Source organism: Shewanella halifaxensis HAW-EB4, assembly GCF_000019185.1.
Lineage (GTDB): Bacteria > Pseudomonadota > Gammaproteobacteria > Enterobacterales > Shewanellaceae > Shewanella > Shewanella halifaxensis.
In genome coordinates, this window is sequence record NC_010334.1 from 4,517,061 (window position 1) to 4,534,141 (window position 17,081).

Genomic DNA, 17,081 nt, shown 5'->3' on the forward strand with positions numbered 1-17,081 from the left:
AGTACATAAATTAAACTTTACTTTCCATATTAAAAGCATAAAATCCGCCTCCTCAAACCAACATTTAAACTTTAATAAGTATCAATCTATAGGAGATAAAGGTGGACATTTCTGCCTGCAAACCACACAAAAACAGTACCTTCGTACCTGTTGCTGGTTTATCGTTTTTTGCTATCGCTTCAGGCTTTCTAATGAGTCTTATTCCATTGTCACTTGCATCATTTGGCATGGATAGCTCGTTAGTCGCATGGTTAGCTAGCATCTTCTATCTAGGTATCTTAGTTGGTACAACCTGCATTCAAACAATCGTGGCTAAAATAGGGCACAGAGTTTCACTGATGCTTTTTCTTGCCATGTTAACCCTGACAATCGTTGCGATGCTGGCTATGCCGACAGCAGCTGTCTGGCTGACCGCACGTTTTCTCGCCGGCTTTGCCGTTGCGGGTGTGTTTGTGGTCGTTGAGTCTTGGCTACTGATGGCTGATAGCGCAAAGCAGAGGGCTAAGCGTTTAGGTCTCTATATGACATCGCTCTACGGTGGTACTGCGCTGGGTCAGCTAGCGATTGGACCATTAGGCATCAATGGTGTCACCCCATTCCTTTGGGTTATAGGTTTACTCATGTTAGCTATCTTGCCACCTCTTTTAATCAAAAAAGGTCAGCCAGAAAGCCTTGAGCATGAGAAGATCAGCATGCGTGAAGTGAGAAAGATCAGCTTACCAGCTGTGATCGGTTGCTTAGTCTCAGGCCTGTTACTAGGGCCAATTTATGGCCTAATGCCAAGCTATATCAATGGCCAGTTTGCCAGTACCGAACGAACTGCATTTTTAATGGCGGTGATTATCTTAGGTGGTATGTTAATACAACCTTTAGTGAGCTACCTGTCGACAAGGGTTAGTAAGAGCCTATTGATGGCGCTATTTTGCCTACTCGGTACTATCGGTATCGTTGGTATCGCCGATGGTACCTCAATTGCGATTATCACCGTAAGTTACTTCTTACTCGGTGCTAGCTGCTTTGCGCTCTACCCTATTGCTATCTCGCTGGCCTGTGAGACGATGGTACTAGAGAAGATTGTTGCTGCGACAGAGCTAATGCTACTGAGCTACAGTGTCGGCTCGGTATTTGGACCCGTCATTGCTGAGCACAGCAGTACTTCGGCGCATTCGCTGATCACTTACCTTGCGGTGGTATTGCTGACGACATCAATTTACATGTTGATTAAGAGTCTGCAAAACACTCGTAGCGGACACACTCCAGCAATTGGTTAATCGCCACTTAGAGTAATATAAAGAGCGCAGCGTAAGCTGCGCTTTTGCTATCTGCTCCACAACAAAAATAACCGAGACTTCTTGCCCACAAGGGGCGATTTTTAAGTGAGAAAGCACTAAAATAGGCACTTTATGATTTTCTATATCTGATCGCTAAACTAAAATAGTTACTTGAAGAAATAGTTATTCAAAATAGTATCTAGCAGAATATAGTCGCCAATATTATCGTTCCAACGCTTTAGAGTACCCAATCAGTGAAATGTGCCCACTTTGTTCAGCAGCAATGTCTTTCTTGCCGCCATATAAACCAACCCATGCCTGTGCAAGTCGCAGCAAAGTCACAAGTACTAAGCCAGCTACTGAGTGGCTTTGAGGTTGAGCAGTGGCGCGAGCCTGTATTCGGCCCAGAAAGTGGTTTTCGTAATAAGGCTAAAATGGTGGTTCTTGGCGCGGCGCATCAACCCATCTTAGGCATTGTTACCCCAACAGGTGAGCCTGTAAGCTTGTGCGATTGCAACTTATATCCAATCGATATGCAGCAGCTGTTGCATCGTCTTGAGCTGTTTGTGCGCCAAGCAGGCATACCGCCTTACAATGTCGATAAAGTAAAAGGCGAGCTTAAGTTCATCTTGCTGACTCGCAGTCAGATCAAGGGCGAATACCTACTGCGTTTTGTGCTCCGATCCCATAAATCTATCGAGCGTATAGAGCGAGAGCTACCGCAGCTATTAAGCGAGTACCCACAGATTAAAGTGGTATCGGTAAATATTCAGCCTGTGCATATGGCTATTCTCGAAGGGGAAGAAGAGCTTTTCCTCACCGAAGAGACACGCTTATCAGAACAGTTTAACGATGTACCTCTGTTCATTCGACCAAAGAGCTTCTTTCAGACTCACCCAGAAATAGCAGCCAAGCTCTATCAAACGGCTCGAGAGTGGGTGGCAGAGCTTAAGCCGGATACGCTTTGGGATCTATTCTGCGGCGTCGGAGGTTTTGGTCTGCACTGCGCATCGAAACAGAGTGCATTAACCGGGATTGAGATCTCGGCCGAAGCGATCACCTGCGCCAAGTTATCGGCAGAGGCGATGGGCTTAACTCAAGTTAACTTTACCGCACTGGACTCTACCGGCTTTGCTCAAGGCTGTGATGCCAAAGACAAGCCCGATGTGGTTATCGTCAATCCGCCAAGACGTGGTATAGGTGAAAGCTTGTGTCAATCACTGTCGGCATTCGCCCCTAAAGCCATCTTGTACTCAAGCTGCAATCCACACACCTTGGCCAAAGATTTAGCCTGTATTCAGGGCTACCGAGTCCAAAAGGTGCAGCTATTCGACATGTTCCCCCATACGGATCATTTCGAAGTCTTAGTCATGTTACTTAAAGACGCTTAATCGCCACAGCACCTTCCAACATCAAGGCTTAACCCTAAGTCTTGATGTGCTTGCTAAGATATTTTTCCAGCCAATCCCCGTCCTCTGAAGCATAAGGGTTAGCTAAAGCTAACTACGGGATAACCGTTTTAAATTAACCAGATACGATCCAGATCCCAAAAAAATAGATTTGGGATAAGCAAATGCGACCTAATTCAAGTAAATGAGACATATTGTCCGTGAGCAATATCAATCCCACAATAAGCTCTTTATAATAAAGCCTTTATTATTAAGGATATACTTATGAAAATCAGCGCACGCAACACACTAAACGGTACTATCAAATCAATCGACGAAGGTTCAGTAAACAACGAAGTTGTTATCGAACTAGCACCGGGTGTTGAAATCACTTCAGTTGTGACTAAGAAGTCTTGTGAGCAACTAGGTCTAGTTGTTGGTGGTCAAGCATACGCGATCATCAAAGCAAGCAACGTAATGGTTGCTGTAGACTAAGCAAATGCTTAATGAAAAAGCCGCAAGCACCTTGGTGTTTGCGGCTTTTTTGTTTCAATCTGCTGCTAAACTAAATAGCTAGGCTCCCATCAAGGAGATAACTGAGCCGATAATAATCAGAGACACCCCAGCCAAAATCGTATATTTCACCCGTGTCGCGCGCTTATAGGCCAATAAGCCTTGATACTGAATATCGATATTCTCGCAGTTTTCAAAACCTCGGCCCAGCGTCCAAATAAACAGCGTCGTGCGATCGAAAGAGGAGATAAATGAGCCTTGGGACCCCAGTAGACGCTCCCATAGCGCCTTATCATGTTGCTTTAGCACTCGGTTCAGCTCCGGCAAGCCCATAAAAGCTAATCCCACAAACAGAATAATAAAGCCCATAGCCAATACCGCCATCATCCCCTCCTGGTCAAAAATCATCCTCATGTACAACTAACATCGAATATTTCCGCTAGGATGTAAAGTCGACAATGGCTATCGCTGTCAATTATTAAGCTTGATTATACTATTTAATCATTCTAAATCCGGCGTATTGCACCTCAGTTTGCTGAGTAGAGGGCATCTTAAGTAACCTTGGATCTAGACTATTCGCCGATGCAGCTTTACCGCTGCAACCACAGCCACCCGATGAACCACCACAGCAACCGCCCTTCTTCTCATGATTCAATGAAGCTCGCCCCTGAGAGGCGTCAAGCAAACGGTGATTCAAATCTTTCGCTCTGCTGATAAGCTCTGCCAGATCTAAACTGTTATCTGCCTGACTCACGCTAATACCCGCATCGAGCAACTTGCCTAACATACGCTCACCAATATGCTGCACCAACACAATATCGGTTTTATGCTCGATGATAAGGTTTAGCATCGCCTTTTTAGCACTGCAACCTCCACTCATCGCTGGATTATCATGCAGGGCAATTAACTGCTGATACTCATCAAAAAAGCCGATCTGCGGCGCTTTAGTAAAGTGAGTCGCTAAACGATCTCGACTCATAGGAATAGCAATGACCATGATTAATCCTTTTTCACATTGAGAGGAAGTAAAAGCGCCTGACCTTGAGTGACCGCCGTTGCCACTTTCCTGCGCGCACTCGCCAACAGATAACCAAAGGTTTGCCGTGAGATCCCCATTGATGCCGCGGCATCGAGCTGACTCAGTTTTTGTACATCTCCTAGGTTGAGTGCCTCAAATTCATCAGCTTCTAACTGAATTTTCTCAAGCTCACTCGATGGAATGCCATTGGGTTTAAATAAACTACATGGCACACAGCTACTTAGGTGGCGGCATTTCTTAGGTCTAGACATAACAAACTGCCCCCTGACTATCTTGTTGGAATTAATTCGTTGGAGTGAATTGGTTGCGCTTTTACCTTGTTATGCAGCTAATTACTGCAAGTTATTGGCTTACGCCAATAACCACTATTATTGGTTATGTGTTCTCTGCAAACTGAGGGGGGAGTCACACTCAAAAATATTCGCCGAGCCTAAATAACGGTTACGTACAAAAGCACCGCCTACACAAGCATTAGCTATATAAGCGTTGAATTATAGGTAAAAGGTAGATTGAAGGCTTATCGTGGCCACTTGATTACCTGCTGACAGATGGCGTTGAGCAGGTACTCATCGTGGGAGATCACCAACAGGCCTATATTGCGGCGCTTTGCACAGACGAGCAGCTGTTGCCAAAATTCGGCTTGGGTCACCATATCAAGATGAGCGGTTACTTCATCACAGATCAAATACTCAGTGGTCGGTACCAGCGCCCGGATCAAATTAAAGCGCTGTAGCTGGCCGCCAGAAAGTTGGTTAGGTCGTCTCGCTAACCAAGACGCCTCCAAACCATACTCACTCAACAGGGGCAGGTAGGCCTCGCCTTTCCAGCTCTCATTTAACGAAGCCTTTAACGTCAGCCGCGGATTAAAGGCGAACTCACTCTGCTGGATTAACCACTGCACTGGATTGGCTTGGTTAACCTGCCTCATTGGCAACTCGAGTAATTCGACATCGGCCGTTATCATTCCCGCAAGTACACTCGCTAACGATGACTTACCTACACCGCTGGGACCAGAGATCCCCAATACCTCACCCCGCGGCAAATAGATATCGGGAAATTCAATCCTCTTATTGCGACGGTGTAGATAACCATTACGCAGCGTTAGCATTTGTTAGCCCCCAGTGCTCAGGCAGAGCCGCCCACAGACTTTGTGTATAGCTGTCGCAGGTGCCGTTACGAATATTGGCAGCTGTGGTGATCTCAACCAGCTTGCCATCGCGCAGCACCAAGATGCGGTCGGCCACCGTAAGCAACTGCCTTAGGTTATGACTTATCACCATCACAGCAACGTCCTCACTTTGAGCCAAGTAAGCGAGGTGTTGATAGATCGCCTCGGCGGCCTGTGTATCTAGGCCGCAGCATGGCTCATCGGCAATCATGATTTCACTGGCCTGCCAACAGGCCTGAGCCAGTAATGCCCGTTTAGCCATGCCACCAGACAGCTGATGGCGATAACAACGCGTAATATCTGCCGCCAGCGGGAAACGCCTCTTGCGTGTCGCGCCCTTAGGCACTCGGCTCAAGGCATAACTTAATTGCGATGAAATCCGCCTTAAAGGGTCGAGCACCGAAGCTGACTGGGCCGCCAATACTCGCCTATCACCACTGCGATGGAGCACCTGACCACTTAAGTTAAACCCGTCCGGCACTTGGCCTAATAGAGCCTGCGCTAATAGGCTCTTGCCGCTACCGCTCGCTCCTACCACACCGAATACTTCGCCCTTAGCAATCGAGAAACTTAAGGGGGATAACAAGCAGATGTCACTCGATTGAATACTGAGTTTATCGACACACAACATTACACAGCTCCTTTAAGATGGGTCTGCGGCCCCTGGCGCAGCGCCGCCAATAACTGCTGGGCAATATAAGACAGCAGCAGTAAGCAGATAAGCAGTAACAACCCAGGGCACACACCCAGCCACCAATGTCCGGTAAGTACATATTGGCTCGCTTGAGCGAGCAGGGCTCCCATAGACGGGCTATCTGGATTTAAGCCAAAGCCCAAAAAGGTTAAGGCAGCCATATGAGTCAAGGCGTGGGGAAACAGGAGCAAGCCTCCTATCCACCACTGAGGCAGAATATGTGGCAACATATGGGTTTTAAGCCGTTGCCACGGGGAGCGACCAAACTGACAGGCTAACTGATAATAGGGAGTCGACTGCACTTGCTGCATCTCAAAGCGCAATAGCCGCGTAAGCTTGGGCCAGTGGCTCAGTGCTATGGCAATCACTAAGCCCCACTCGGCCCCACCAAAGGCCAAAGAGAGCAAGATCAGTAGCAGCAGATGCGGCAGCGACATAAACAGATCCACGAGCAAGTCCACCAGCCAACGGCAGTATGGATGCAGCATGGCGAACATCGCCATCATCAGCGCTAAGAGACTACTCATCAGCACCGCGAGCCCCCCCACATAGATGCTCTGGGCCAGCGCTTGTAAGCTACGACTAAACAGATCTCGCCCTAACCAATCGGTACCAAAAAAATACGCCATAGAGGGAGCTTGATACTTATGCAGCAGATTGAGTTCTGCCCCCTGAAATGGCCATAAAAAGGCGGTCAGTACCAACAGCAGTAAGCAGGCGGATGCTAAAATAAATGTCGGCTGGCGCAGTGTGCTATGCATCTTTCGCCTCCTGCATACATATCGGCTGGCGCGACATATTGCGCATTTTGCATCTCCGAAAGAGAGCTGAGCTGACGCAGTAGCTTTTATGCATCACTCGCCTCCACCATAAAGCGGCGTGAAAGTAAGCTGGCGATCAAGTTTCCGCCAAAGACGAGTAGCGCCGAGATCAGGGTGCAGCCCATCAGCAAGCCGGTATCACTGGCCAAGCCAGCCTTAACGATACTCGCCCCGATCCCAGGAAAGCTAAACACGCTTTCTGCAATCAGGGAGCCGCCAAACAGCTCAGCGACGGTGGCAAATTGCAGGATAATCGCCGGCAGCAGGCTATTGCGGATCACATGAAACAGCACCACTTTGGACAGGCCATCACCATGCGCTAAGGAGTACTGCACATAATCAGACTGCAGTACATCAATCACCTTCTCACGGGTATGCAGCATAATCGGCGCCATGCTCACCGCCGTCAACGTAACGACGGGCAATAGCAGGTGTTGCAACATGCTAGCTAACGACTGCTCGGTAAACGTCATTCCTATCGGTGCTGCGCAGCAAACAGGGGTCAGGCTAAGGCCAATAGAGAACAGGCTAATTAACAGCATCGCTAGCCAGAACGATGGCATACAGACCATCAACCAAGCGAACTTTTGAATAATGCGATCTAACCAGCCGCCGCGATAGACTGCCGCGATTAATCCCAATAAATAACCAAGAACTAGCGAGCAGACCCAGCTAAGCCCAATGAGTAGCAGTGAGATCGGCAAACGTTCGGCAATCACACTCGACACAGGTTGTTGATAGAGGCTTGAGTAACCTAAATCCCCCTGCAGCAAGCCACCAAGCCAGTGTAGCAGACGCTCTCCGACATCTTGATCCAATGACAACTGACTCTCTAGCAGAGCTTTTTGTGCCTCAGACACCGCAAAAACATTGCCGCCAAGATAGGCATTAATAGGATCGAGTGGCGACCAGCTAAGCAAGAAGTAAGCGAGTAAGATAACCAAAATTAACAGCAGTACTAGCCGTAGACAGGTATTGAGTAGCGAAGCGGGTAGATTTCTCATCGCTTAGGACATAGCCAACGCCACTGCTCAATATTATTGGCCAGCGGCCAACCATGTCCGTGAGCCTCTATGCCGGGCTTAGCAAGATCTAAGCATTCGTTGGCCGCGTAGAGATGCTGTAAATTAACCAACCAAGTCCAGGGGCGATCGTGAGCTATCAAAGTTTGTGCCTGCTGCCAGTATGGCAATGACTCTGACCATGATGCCGCCCCTAGTGCACTGTCTAGCGCCTTATCGACCTGAAGGTTGCTATAGTAACCCGAGTTAAAATAGCCTTTGCCGCGACTTGCACTATGGTAAACCGCCCTGACCTCCGTCGCGCTGTGACTACCAAAACCTAACAACACAGGCTGACTATGCATCTGCAGATAGATCGCCTCCCAACTCTTGCCTACCGGTTTGATCTCTATGCCTAATGGCTTAACCATCTGCGCGACGGCAAGCGCCAACTGTTGCCGCACCGTATCACCCGCTAAATAATAGAGCGTCATGCTAGCCGCAGTGTCACCGTGATGGCGTAGTCCTACTTTAAGCTGCCAACCATTTTGCTCGAGCAACTGCTTGGCAGCCTCGAGGTCAGGCTTAATTGTCGGGTTCAGCTGTGGCCCCCAAGGTAAACCATCTGCTATCGAATAGGCAGGCGTGGCGAAGCCATCGAGTAGCTGCTGTACTAGTACTTGACGGTCAATGGCCATACCAACGGCTTGACGAATGATTGCATCCGATGTGACATCATTGCCTATACCATCGGCCTGAGTTGGCACCATAGGCCATGCAATGCCACGGTTATCGACGCTATCTATGCTCCACAGCTTGTAGCCCGGCGGTAATATCTTCGCGTAACGTGGCGCGATCGCCGCCAGATCTAGCTGGCCAGAACGCAGTCTTGCATAGCGACTATCTTCATCGCTAAAGGTCACGATGATCTTAGAAAACTCTGGTTTTTTACCGTAATAGTATGGATTGGGCTGCATAATAAGCTGCTGATTTCGATCCCAGCGCACAAAGGCTAGTGGGCCCGAACCGATAGGCTTAAGGCCGTACTGTGCGCCATAGCTTGCCTTAGGCACGATGGCGAGATTCACTAGGTTATCGATAAAGGTGATATCAGCCTGCTTCAGATAGAATCGCAAGCTGTAATCATCTAAGATCTCAACTCGATCTAGATTAGTTAAGTCATGCAACGAAGCACTCTGTTTAGCGGTATCGAAGCTAAATTTCACATCCGCAGCAGTTAACGCGCTACCATCGCTAAACTTCACGTCTGGACGTAAATCGACCGACCAGATCCGGCGGTCATCACTAAGCTGCCATTGCAGCGCAAGATCGCTCACCAACTCTAGTGCGTTGTCACGCTTAATCAGAGTAGATTGAAATAACGGACGGTTATACTTACCCCAGCCATAAATCGGATCGAAGCCAGTTTCTGGCTCGGCGCCTAGGGCAAGGGTCAATACCTTGTCTGTGCTGGCAAAGCTAGCAAAGGGCAGCAAAGAGATAGATAGAATGAATAGAATTAATGACTTCACAAGAACACCAATAATCAACTGAGTAATACTATTTTTCGAATCGTCACACTACACCCAATTGTTTAGTAAAACAGCTTATCCCCACGACTAAATACAGCAACATTGACTTAGATCACTTTTATACATGTGCATCTTGCTTATATCTATAAGATACTCAAAGTAATTAAGTTTTATGGAATTTACGCTATGTCTAATGACACTATTCGCTTTACTGTTTCCATGCCAAAATCTCAGTTTGAAGAAATTGAACAAGATCAATTACAACGAGGCTATCAGTCCCGTTCCGAATATATTCGCGATCTATTTCGAGACCGTTTGGTCGATAAGCAATGGAACGAGAGCAAAGAGGATGTCGTTGGCGTACTGACACTGATTTTCGATCACCACCAACGCGGCTTGTCCGAGAAACTTATCGATATCCAACATAATCATCTAATACATGTACTGTGCAGCACCCATGTACATGTGGATCATCACAACTGCCTAGAGACAATTATCATCAAGGGGCAGGCGGCTGAGCTTAACGCCATTGTGAATCGAATCGCCGCGTTAAAAGGCGTTAAGGTGGCACGTTTAAGTCGCGCTGGGGTAGTTTAGCCTAGCGAAAACGGCCTTAGAGTGCTCAGTACCCGCCCTAAAGTACTGACTTGGCGTATTCCCCAGATGCTGCTTAAAAAAGCAGATAAAAGCACTGTCGCTAGCAAAGCCCAGTGAAAATGCCACCACAGATACGCTCTTACCATCGGCTAAGTGTTCTATCGCGGCCTGCAAGCGCCATTGCTGCCGCCAAGCTTGGTAACTCATCCCCCGTTTCTTTAGTAAAGATCCGCGAAATAGTCTTCTCGCTGGCGCCAATCTCACTCGCCATCAGCTTAAGCTGCTCGGCTTGACGCTGCCCAGCCAGCTGCTAGCCAGCCTTGTAAGCGTTTATCTGCCGGTATGGGCAGCGACAGCTTGATCTCTTCCGCTAAATTTAGATCCTCAACAAATAGGGCGATAAGCGCCGCCTGCTGCTGACTCGGCATATCCCATGGCCACATTGCCATTCGCTCAAACAATGGAGCTAGTAGCGGCTTAATACCAATTAGAAGGCTAAGTGAGCCGATGATTAAGAACCACTAACACCCCTAGTAATGCTTGGCAAACCTTTCTCAATAACAATGCTTTATAGCAGCTAAAGCTTTATCGAGCGGCAACATACCCATTGAGGAGAGAACATGAAAACATCTTGGTTAATCACAACAATGCTCTTAGGCCTGTCAGGCAGTCCACTCGCCGCAGATCAGCAACCGGATCCGTCGGATCTCACGGCAGTAAACTCCTTTGTCTATGGTACGGTCGATAATGAAGGTAGGCTCAACGGCATGTTAGGCATGGCTGGCAGCTTTAGCGAAGGCAACAACTATATGGGCTTGGTCGAGCATATCAGCGACACTAAAAACAACGAGTTTGCCCGCAAGGCACAAAATTCAAGGCTACGCTACTTTCAAGTCCTCGATACAGGTAATAAACTGCTACCACAAGCTGGCTTTTCAGTAGATTACATGAAAGGTTGGAAGACCCATTCAGACGATACTAGCAGTGATATTGTCGCCTTAGGGGCCATTACAAAACTCACCACCCCATGGGAGAGCTTCTCACTCTTTCCAAATATTGCCGTTGTTCGTGGCAGCGCCTCTCAAGGCAATGGGTCAAGCTTTGATTTAAAAGGCTATCAAGTGAACCTATTTGGATCATTTTCAATCGGAGACTCGGGCCAATATGTCATAGTCCAGCCACAATTTATGCAGCTTGACGGTAAGCCGAGTAAAAATGCCAAAGGCGAGAAGCTCAGTGGTAAAGTATTTAAAGTCAAAACTGGTTACGGTATGCCCATTAGTGACAACGGTAAATGGTGGACTGAATTGAGTCATACATATACTCGCACCGATGCTAAAATCAACATTATTGGTACCCCGATAAAGGCACTCGATAATGACCATAAATTTGAACTTGGGATCTCATACTATTTTTAATTAGCCTGAACCTAATCTCAGTACTTTTGCGATCTAGACAGCAGTTTAGTATGTTGAACATAGGCAAAATATGCACCTTAGCCCACATGCTTTTGTCTGACAGGGTTAACGTCCATATTATCCTAATTTCATGACTCAATAGTCTGCATGCTTCACTACTCTCAAGTAGCGATGTCTATTGGCTACAACTAAGGCAATACCGTGATATCTAGACTTCCTAAGTGGGTTGAGTATGGCGCTTTTATTCTAGCCTTTACCGCGGGTAGCGTGAATGCTATCGGCTTACTGGGTTTCGAGCACCAATCTGTCTCCCATCTGTCTGGCACCGCAACCTTAGTCGGTACCCAGCTTCTAAGCTCGTCACCCACAGTGCTGTTTCACCTACTCGGGATCTTAGTCAGCTTTATGCTAGGAGCAATGCTTTCAGGAGCATTTCTATCCGGCAGCAGCGTCAAACTGGGTCGTCATTACGACACCTTGCTACTTATCGAGGCGGGCTTTTTACTGTTTGCCATCTACCTACTACAAGATGGCACCTACTACGGTCACTACATGGCATCGGCGGCTTGCGGCCTACAAAACGCATTGGCAACCACCTATAGTGGCGCGATTGTACGTACCACACATGTCACGGGAATTTTCACCGACTTAGGCATCATGCTAGGTGGCATGTTTAAAGGGGAGAAGTTTGATAAACGTAAAGCGATACTGTTTATATTGATCATCGCGGGCTTTATCTCTGGGGGGGCACTAGGGGCGTACCTTTTTTCCAAGTTACAGTTCTTTGCCCTGCTGGCTCCCGCTGCCATCTGTATTGCGCTGGCGATGAGCTACCGTATCTATAAGATCCGGACCGCAGTGAAATACTAAGGTAACAGATAATAAAAAAGCGCTTTTAAGCGCTTTTTTATTATCCTAGAGTACACAATCGATTATTGATTGATAGTCACCTTCTCAATGATGATAGCCTCTCTTGGTACATCATCATGGTCGCCTTTAGAGGCTGTTTTAGCGCGGCCTATCTTTGTCACCACATCCATACCCGCCGTCACTTGACCAAACACCGCATAGCCCCAGCCAGCATTGGTAGTTGCACTATGATCTAAAAAGCTATTATCGGCTAGATTAATAAAAAACTGTCCGGTCGCCGAATGGGGGGCATCGGTGCGCGCCATGGCAATGCTTCCACGAACGTTCTTGAGGCCACGGTTAGCCTCATTGACTATCGCCGCTCGAGTTGGCTTTTCCTCCATTTCGGCAGTAAAACCACCGCCTTGGATCATAAAGCCCTTAATGACGCGATGGAAAATCGTGCCCTCAAAGAAGCCATCTTGGCAGTACTTGATAAAATTCTTGGCACTCACTGGCGCCTTTTCCAGATCCAGCTCTATCTCGATATCACCTAAGTTGGTGGTAAAAATAATCATGGTACTCACACTCTCATCATGCGCTTATGCGGTCTATAAGACATTTTACTCCTAGTTGAGACTAAAAATATATTATTCCCCCATCAACGCCCGGCCTCAAATCGACAAAAGCTCTATTTTTAACCGATATAAGCATAAATAACTAAATCACAACATAAAGCGTCAAAATAATGACTTTACCTTTGATAAATAAGACTTTTTATCACATTAAGGTAATGACAAATGTGGCGAAAATCACGTTACAAACTAGCTTAAGCCGATAAAATCCCTCGCGAGCTCCACCATTAACCACGAACAAACAAAAAAACACATAATAAATATATAACACTATATTTTTAAAAGAAAACCTAACCAGGAAAGAACAATGAATCACAAAGATGAAGCAAGCTTAACTAATGCAGGACGTCGAGGCTTTTTAAAGACGACAACAGGTGTTGCCCTTGCAGCAGTAGGAACAAGTTTACTCCCAGCCACCGCACACGCGAGCAGTGACAATCATATCGAGCCTTTCCATGGTCATGGTTCTGAACACGGTTTTTGGAATAAAGTCCGTAATGAGTTTGTCCTCAATAAACGCACGACCTACATGAACATCGGTACCTCTGGCACCATGCCAAAGCGTGTACTAAAAGACTATAACCGCGCCAACGAGCAGATCTCTATCACCCCTTGGAACAGCAATGTACCGACAATAGAATATGCCAAACAGATTGCACCTAGCTTTGGAGCTGATGAACATGAGCTAGTGTTGTGTCGTAACACTACCGATGGTTTATGTACCATTATCAACGGCCTACAGTTTGAATACGGCGATATCATCTTAACCACTAACCATGAGCACCCAGGTGTTACTACACCTCTGAAGCATGTAGCACAGCGCTATGGCGCCGAAGTGATTGAGTTAGCCTTACCAGTTTATACGCCAAACAATGAAGTGAGTGCAGATGACTTTATGCAAGTCTTTGCCGATGCAGTAAACCTATATGGTAGTCGAGTTCGTTTGATGGTGTTCTCTCACGTTACCTTCACCACAGGTACCACTTTGCCAGCGAAACGGATCTGTAAAGAACTCGCAATTCCGAATAACATTGTCACCCTAATCGATGGCGCTCATACACCGGGTATGTTCAACTTAGATTTTCATGACATCGATTGCGACTTCTACTCTGGAGCAGGCCATAAGTGGCAGTGCGGTCCTGGCGCAACAGGCTTCCTATACGTACGCGATAACGCTAACCGCTTATATGAGTTCTGGAGCGATCGCGAAACACCACTGTGGTTTATTAATAGCTCATCAACAGCCACTGCAGTGCAAGCGAGATTGCAATCGATTGGTCAAGATAACTACCCTGCAAAGCGCGCACTAGCAGACGCTTGCGCACTGTGGGATGAAATTGGACGTGATGCTATTGAGCAGCGCATTTTAGACTTAAGCGCCCTATGTAAGAAGCAACTTGCCAAGAAATTCCCTGACGCAATGATCTTCGCACCTAATATCCGTGAACTATCTAGCGGCCTAACCTCTTTCAATCCATTCGATGATCTAAACGATAGCGAGCGACTCACCGAGTTTCGTGACCGTTTACATGAAGAGTATGGCTACATCGTTAGAACCACCTCTTTCTACTTAGATCCGAATGATACGTTCAAGACGTTCTCTCTACGTATTTCGACTCACCTTTTCCACGATAATGATGATGTTAAAGGCCTAGTTAAGGCGATGAAGCAACTACATCGTGAAATGAGATAAGACCAATACTATAAGATAAGAGCCAATAAAAATGGCCAGCTTGTTATTAAATAATAAGCTGGCCATTTTTTATATTGAGATCAAGCAAATAGCGCGAGTAGAAGACTTAGCTTACTCGCTCAACCTGTTGCCCTAAACTGGCATCCTTCTGGTCGCGAAGTAGCAACTGAGTAAACTCGGCTGCGGGTACCGGACGACTAAACAAATACCCCTGACCATACTCACAACGGTGCTCCTGCAAGAACAGCGCTTGTTGCTCATTTTCAATCCCCTCGGCAACCACTTTAAGCTTTAACGATTTAGCCATCGCCAATATCGCCGACACCAAAGAGGCATCCGATGAACAGGTGGTCATATTATTGATAAAAGCACGATCAATTTTTAACTTAGTGAATGAAAACCTCTGTAAGTAACTTAGCGCCGAGTAACCGGTACCAAAATCATCGATAGATAAACCTACGCCGAGCTGCTTAAGGTATGACAACATCTTCATCAAGGCATGACCTTGATCTATCAATAAACTCTCGGTCACTTCCATATCGAGCTGGTATGCAGGCAAACCCGTCTGCATCAATACATCGACGATACGCGACTGCAGTTGCTCGCAATACCTAAACTGAACACTAGAGAAGTTAATGGCGATCTTAATGGGACTGATAGTCTGCCAGCTAGCAGCCTGAGTACAAGCCTCGAGTAAAACGATATCGCCGAGTCGATGGATTAAGCCATTCTTTTCCGCTAGCGGAATAAAGTCCTCCGGTGACACATAACCTAATTCACTGTCGGTCCAGCGCATCAGGGCTTCAGCGGCTACAATTTTACGGCTGGTTAAGTCCAATATCGGCTGATAGTAGATCTCTATATCGCCTTGCTGAACAGCCTGATGTAATCGCACATTGAGCGCAAAATTACGCTGCACATCTAAGTTCATACTTTCATCGTAAAAACTAAAGCCATTACGGCCTAAATCTTTGACCTTGTACAATGCGGTATCGGCGCGCTTTAACAGCGTCGCAGCATTCCTACCATCTTTAGGATAGATAGACATGCCAATGCTAGTCGAGACAAAAAATTCTTGTTGTTCAATATGAAATGGCTTCTCAAACACAGACAAAATACTGCTAGCAACCAGTTTGGCTGAATCTTGATGCTGAATATCGGGCACTATCACCAAAAACTCATCGCCACCTAGACGAGCAACAATATCGGAACGGCGTACCGATGTTAGCAAGCGCTCACTGGTTTGTTTTAAAAGCAGGTCTCCGGCATGATGGCCGACGGTATCGTTAACCTGTTTAAAGTTATCCAGATCGATAAACAGCAACAAAATTTGAGTTTGCTTTTCATGGGCTGCTCGAATGGCCTCTTGCAGCCTAGCCATGCCGTGGGTGCGGTTTGCCAAATTAGTCAGTTCATCATGGGTCGCCTGATACGCAAGCTTGCTCTCTGATGCCTTACGTTTACAGATCTCTTCATGCAATAGAGCGTTTTGTGTCGCCAACTCTTGCTGCTGTTCTGAAGACAACTCCACTTGGGTCTGCAGCACTAAGTTGGCATTGTTCACACGCATAAGGTAGATCAAACCCATAAATACTGGCAGTGCCAACAATGAGATAGCCGCAATAAACCAAGCAGAGGTGAAAATATCTTGCTCAGTCACCGGCTCAAACCAACTCTCTAGTTTAAACGGCGTCGCGACCACATTTTTCTCAAAATAGATGATCCTTGATGAGTCGCTATAATAGCTAGTCGTACCGCGCTCAATATCGGATATACAGCCACTTAATGAATTCCAAACGACAATATCCCCAACAGGAGTGACTAAGGTTAGACAGCTGCCACTATCTAAATGCTCTTGCGTCGACAGCATACGGATCACCAGATCGGTATTGAGGCTGGCAACTAAGATCGCCACTGGCTTATTCTGATGATAAATCGTCTGCAGCAGCTGAATAACCGGCCCACTTTCATCTGTGACTAGGTGAACTTTATGGCTAACCGTCTCCATCTCTTTAAAAGGCAGTTGGTTAACCTCAAAATCGACCTCCGGATGAGTATCGACAATAACGGTTTCCCCTAAGCCAACAATCATCACCCTAGAGTAGATAAGCTGACCATCCATTTTGTTAGATTGGCTAAAATTATCTATCGTTCGCCTCAGGCTAAACAGGCTCGAGCCTAGGCCATACTGCAACGACATCCCTGCGGCCAAGTTAGAGAAGTAAGTATTGACGTCTCTCTTCTGACTTAGATTGGCGATATTCTTTTCACTGGCATCAAAGAAAAAACTTAGGTTTTCGGTATAGTTACTGACCCTAAGGTTTAATGCGCTGTTTTGTGATTCCTTTAAACGACTCTGGCCTAAGTTAGTAACCGTCAGAATAAGGATCAAGTAGGCACTCAATAGAATGCCTGCAACGATAATCGCTGTTTTACTGTTAAACCACTTAAAGTGTTTCATG

The 17,081-nt window shown here is 46.8% G+C and carries 19 protein-coding genes; 7 read left to right on the top strand and 12 right to left on the bottom strand.

Annotation, left to right across the window (positions count from 1 at the left end; translation table 11 throughout):
- Nucleotides 1-101: 101 nt before the first annotated feature.
- The 3 genes from SHAL_RS19220 to SHAL_RS19230 all read left to right on the top strand — a co-directional run bounded on the left by SHAL_RS19220 (nucleotide 102) and on the right by SHAL_RS19230 (nucleotide 3,154).
- Nucleotides 102-1,271, top strand: coding sequence for an MFS transporter (locus SHAL_RS19220; RefSeq protein WP_012278776.1), 1,170 nt, complete (start codon nucleotides 102-104; stop codon nucleotides 1,269-1,271).
- A gap of 254 nt (nucleotides 1,272-1,525) precedes the next feature.
- Nucleotides 1,526-2,662, top strand: a complete 1,137-nt coding sequence (rlmC, locus tag SHAL_RS19225) for a 23S rRNA (uracil(747)-C(5))-methyltransferase RlmC (protein ID WP_041416126.1) — start codon at nucleotides 1,526-1,528, stop codon at nucleotides 2,660-2,662.
- A 282-nt stretch (nucleotides 2,663-2,944) separates the two neighbouring features.
- Nucleotides 2,945-3,154, top strand: a complete 210-nt coding sequence (locus SHAL_RS19230; RefSeq protein ID WP_012278778.1) for a TOBE domain-containing protein — start codon at nucleotides 2,945-2,947, stop codon at nucleotides 3,152-3,154.
- 78 nt (nucleotides 3,155-3,232) lie between these two features.
- Here the strand turns inward: SHAL_RS19230 and SHAL_RS19235 are convergent, their stop codons facing one another.
- The 8 genes from SHAL_RS19235 to SHAL_RS19270 form a co-directional block, all read right to left on the bottom strand.
- Nucleotides 3,233-3,580, bottom strand: coding sequence for a hypothetical protein (locus SHAL_RS19235; protein ID WP_223296215.1), 348 nt, complete (start codon nucleotides 3,578-3,580; stop codon nucleotides 3,233-3,235).
- An 85-nt stretch (nucleotides 3,581-3,665) separates the two neighbouring features.
- Nucleotides 3,666-4,169, bottom strand: coding sequence for a NifB/NifX family molybdenum-iron cluster-binding protein (locus SHAL_RS19240; protein WP_012278780.1), 504 nt, complete (start codon nucleotides 4,167-4,169; stop codon nucleotides 3,666-3,668).
- Between the two features lie 2 nt (nucleotides 4,170-4,171).
- Nucleotides 4,172-4,462: a DUF134 domain-containing protein gene (locus SHAL_RS19245; protein ID WP_012278781.1), complete on the bottom strand. Its 291-nt coding sequence runs from the start codon at nucleotides 4,460-4,462 to the stop codon at nucleotides 4,172-4,174.
- A gap of 266 nt (nucleotides 4,463-4,728) precedes the next feature.
- Nucleotides 4,729-5,319: an ATP-binding cassette domain-containing protein gene (locus SHAL_RS19250; protein ID WP_012278782.1), complete on the bottom strand. Its 591-nt coding sequence runs from the start codon at nucleotides 5,317-5,319 to the stop codon at nucleotides 4,729-4,731.
- Nucleotides 5,303-6,010 carry an ATP-binding cassette domain-containing protein gene (locus SHAL_RS19255; RefSeq protein WP_012278783.1) on the bottom strand — a complete coding sequence of 236 codons (708 nt, stop codon included), beginning with the start codon at nucleotides 6,008-6,010 and terminating at the stop codon, nucleotides 5,303-5,305. Before SHAL_RS19255 ends, SHAL_RS19250 begins: the two co-directional genes overlap by 17 nt.
- Nucleotides 6,010-6,834, bottom strand: coding sequence for an ABC transporter permease (locus tag SHAL_RS19260; protein ID WP_012278784.1), 825 nt, complete (start codon nucleotides 6,832-6,834; stop codon nucleotides 6,010-6,012). Before SHAL_RS19260 ends, SHAL_RS19255 begins: the two co-directional genes overlap by 1 nt.
- Nucleotides 6,835-6,920: 86 nt before the next feature.
- The gene (locus SHAL_RS19265) at nucleotides 6,921-7,898 is read right to left on the bottom strand and encodes an ABC transporter permease (RefSeq protein WP_012278785.1); all 978 of its coding nucleotides are present in this window, start codon (nucleotides 7,896-7,898) and stop codon (nucleotides 6,921-6,923) included.
- A complete protein-coding gene (locus SHAL_RS19270) occupies nucleotides 7,895-9,427 on the bottom strand; it encodes an ABC transporter substrate-binding protein (RefSeq protein WP_012278786.1) in 1,533 nt (510 codons plus the stop codon). Before SHAL_RS19270 ends, SHAL_RS19265 begins: the two co-directional genes overlap by 4 nt.
- A 186-nt stretch (nucleotides 9,428-9,613) precedes the next feature.
- Here SHAL_RS19270 and nikR point away from each other — a divergent pair, with 186 nt between their 5' ends.
- A complete protein-coding gene (nikR, locus tag SHAL_RS19275) occupies nucleotides 9,614-10,024 on the top strand; it encodes a nickel-responsive transcriptional regulator NikR (RefSeq protein ID WP_012278787.1) in 411 nt (136 codons plus the stop codon).
- On the opposite strand, the gene SHAL_RS23515 is transcribed toward nikR, so the two are convergent.
- Nucleotides 10,001-10,231, bottom strand: coding sequence for a helix-turn-helix domain-containing protein (locus tag SHAL_RS23515; RefSeq protein ID WP_012278788.1), 231 nt, complete (start codon nucleotides 10,229-10,231; stop codon nucleotides 10,001-10,003). The genes nikR and SHAL_RS23515 overlap by 24 nt on opposite strands.
- Nucleotides 10,232-10,299: 68 nt before the next feature.
- On the bottom strand, nucleotides 10,300-10,473 hold the full coding sequence (locus tag SHAL_RS23520) for a hypothetical protein (protein ID WP_223296217.1): 174 nt from the start codon (nucleotides 10,471-10,473) through the stop codon (nucleotides 10,300-10,302).
- A 171-nt stretch (nucleotides 10,474-10,644) separates the two neighbouring features.
- Here SHAL_RS23520 and SHAL_RS19285 point away from each other — a divergent pair, with 171 nt between their 5' ends.
- Together SHAL_RS19285 and SHAL_RS19290 are read left to right on the top strand one after the other, a co-directional pair.
- The gene (locus SHAL_RS19285; protein ID WP_012278790.1) at nucleotides 10,645-11,442 is read left to right on the top strand and encodes a hypothetical protein; all 798 of its coding nucleotides are present in this window, start codon (nucleotides 10,645-10,647) and stop codon (nucleotides 11,440-11,442) included.
- Nucleotides 11,443-11,643: 201 nt separating this feature from the next.
- Nucleotides 11,644-12,312, top strand: coding sequence for a YoaK family protein (locus SHAL_RS19290; RefSeq protein WP_012278791.1), 669 nt, complete (start codon nucleotides 11,644-11,646; stop codon nucleotides 12,310-12,312).
- Between the two features lie 62 nt (nucleotides 12,313-12,374).
- Here SHAL_RS19290 and SHAL_RS19295 read toward each other — a convergent pair whose 3' ends face one another.
- Nucleotides 12,375-12,869 carry a peptidylprolyl isomerase gene (locus tag SHAL_RS19295; protein ID WP_012278792.1) on the bottom strand — a complete coding sequence of 165 codons (495 nt, stop codon included), beginning with the start codon at nucleotides 12,867-12,869 and terminating at the stop codon, nucleotides 12,375-12,377.
- A 364-nt stretch (nucleotides 12,870-13,233) separates the two neighbouring features.
- Between SHAL_RS19295 and SHAL_RS19300 the strand changes: the two genes are divergently transcribed.
- Nucleotides 13,234-14,619 (top strand): aminotransferase class V-fold PLP-dependent enzyme, encoded by a 1,386-nt coding sequence (locus tag SHAL_RS19300; RefSeq protein ID WP_012278793.1) that lies wholly within the window; start codon nucleotides 13,234-13,236, stop codon nucleotides 14,617-14,619.
- A gap of 106 nt (nucleotides 14,620-14,725) precedes the next feature.
- On the opposite strand, the gene SHAL_RS19305 is transcribed toward SHAL_RS19300, so the two are convergent.
- Nucleotides 14,726-17,080: a putative bifunctional diguanylate cyclase/phosphodiesterase gene (locus SHAL_RS19305; RefSeq protein WP_012278794.1), complete on the bottom strand. Its 2,355-nt coding sequence runs from the start codon at nucleotides 17,078-17,080 to the stop codon at nucleotides 14,726-14,728.
- Nucleotide 17,081 lies beyond the last annotated feature (1 nt).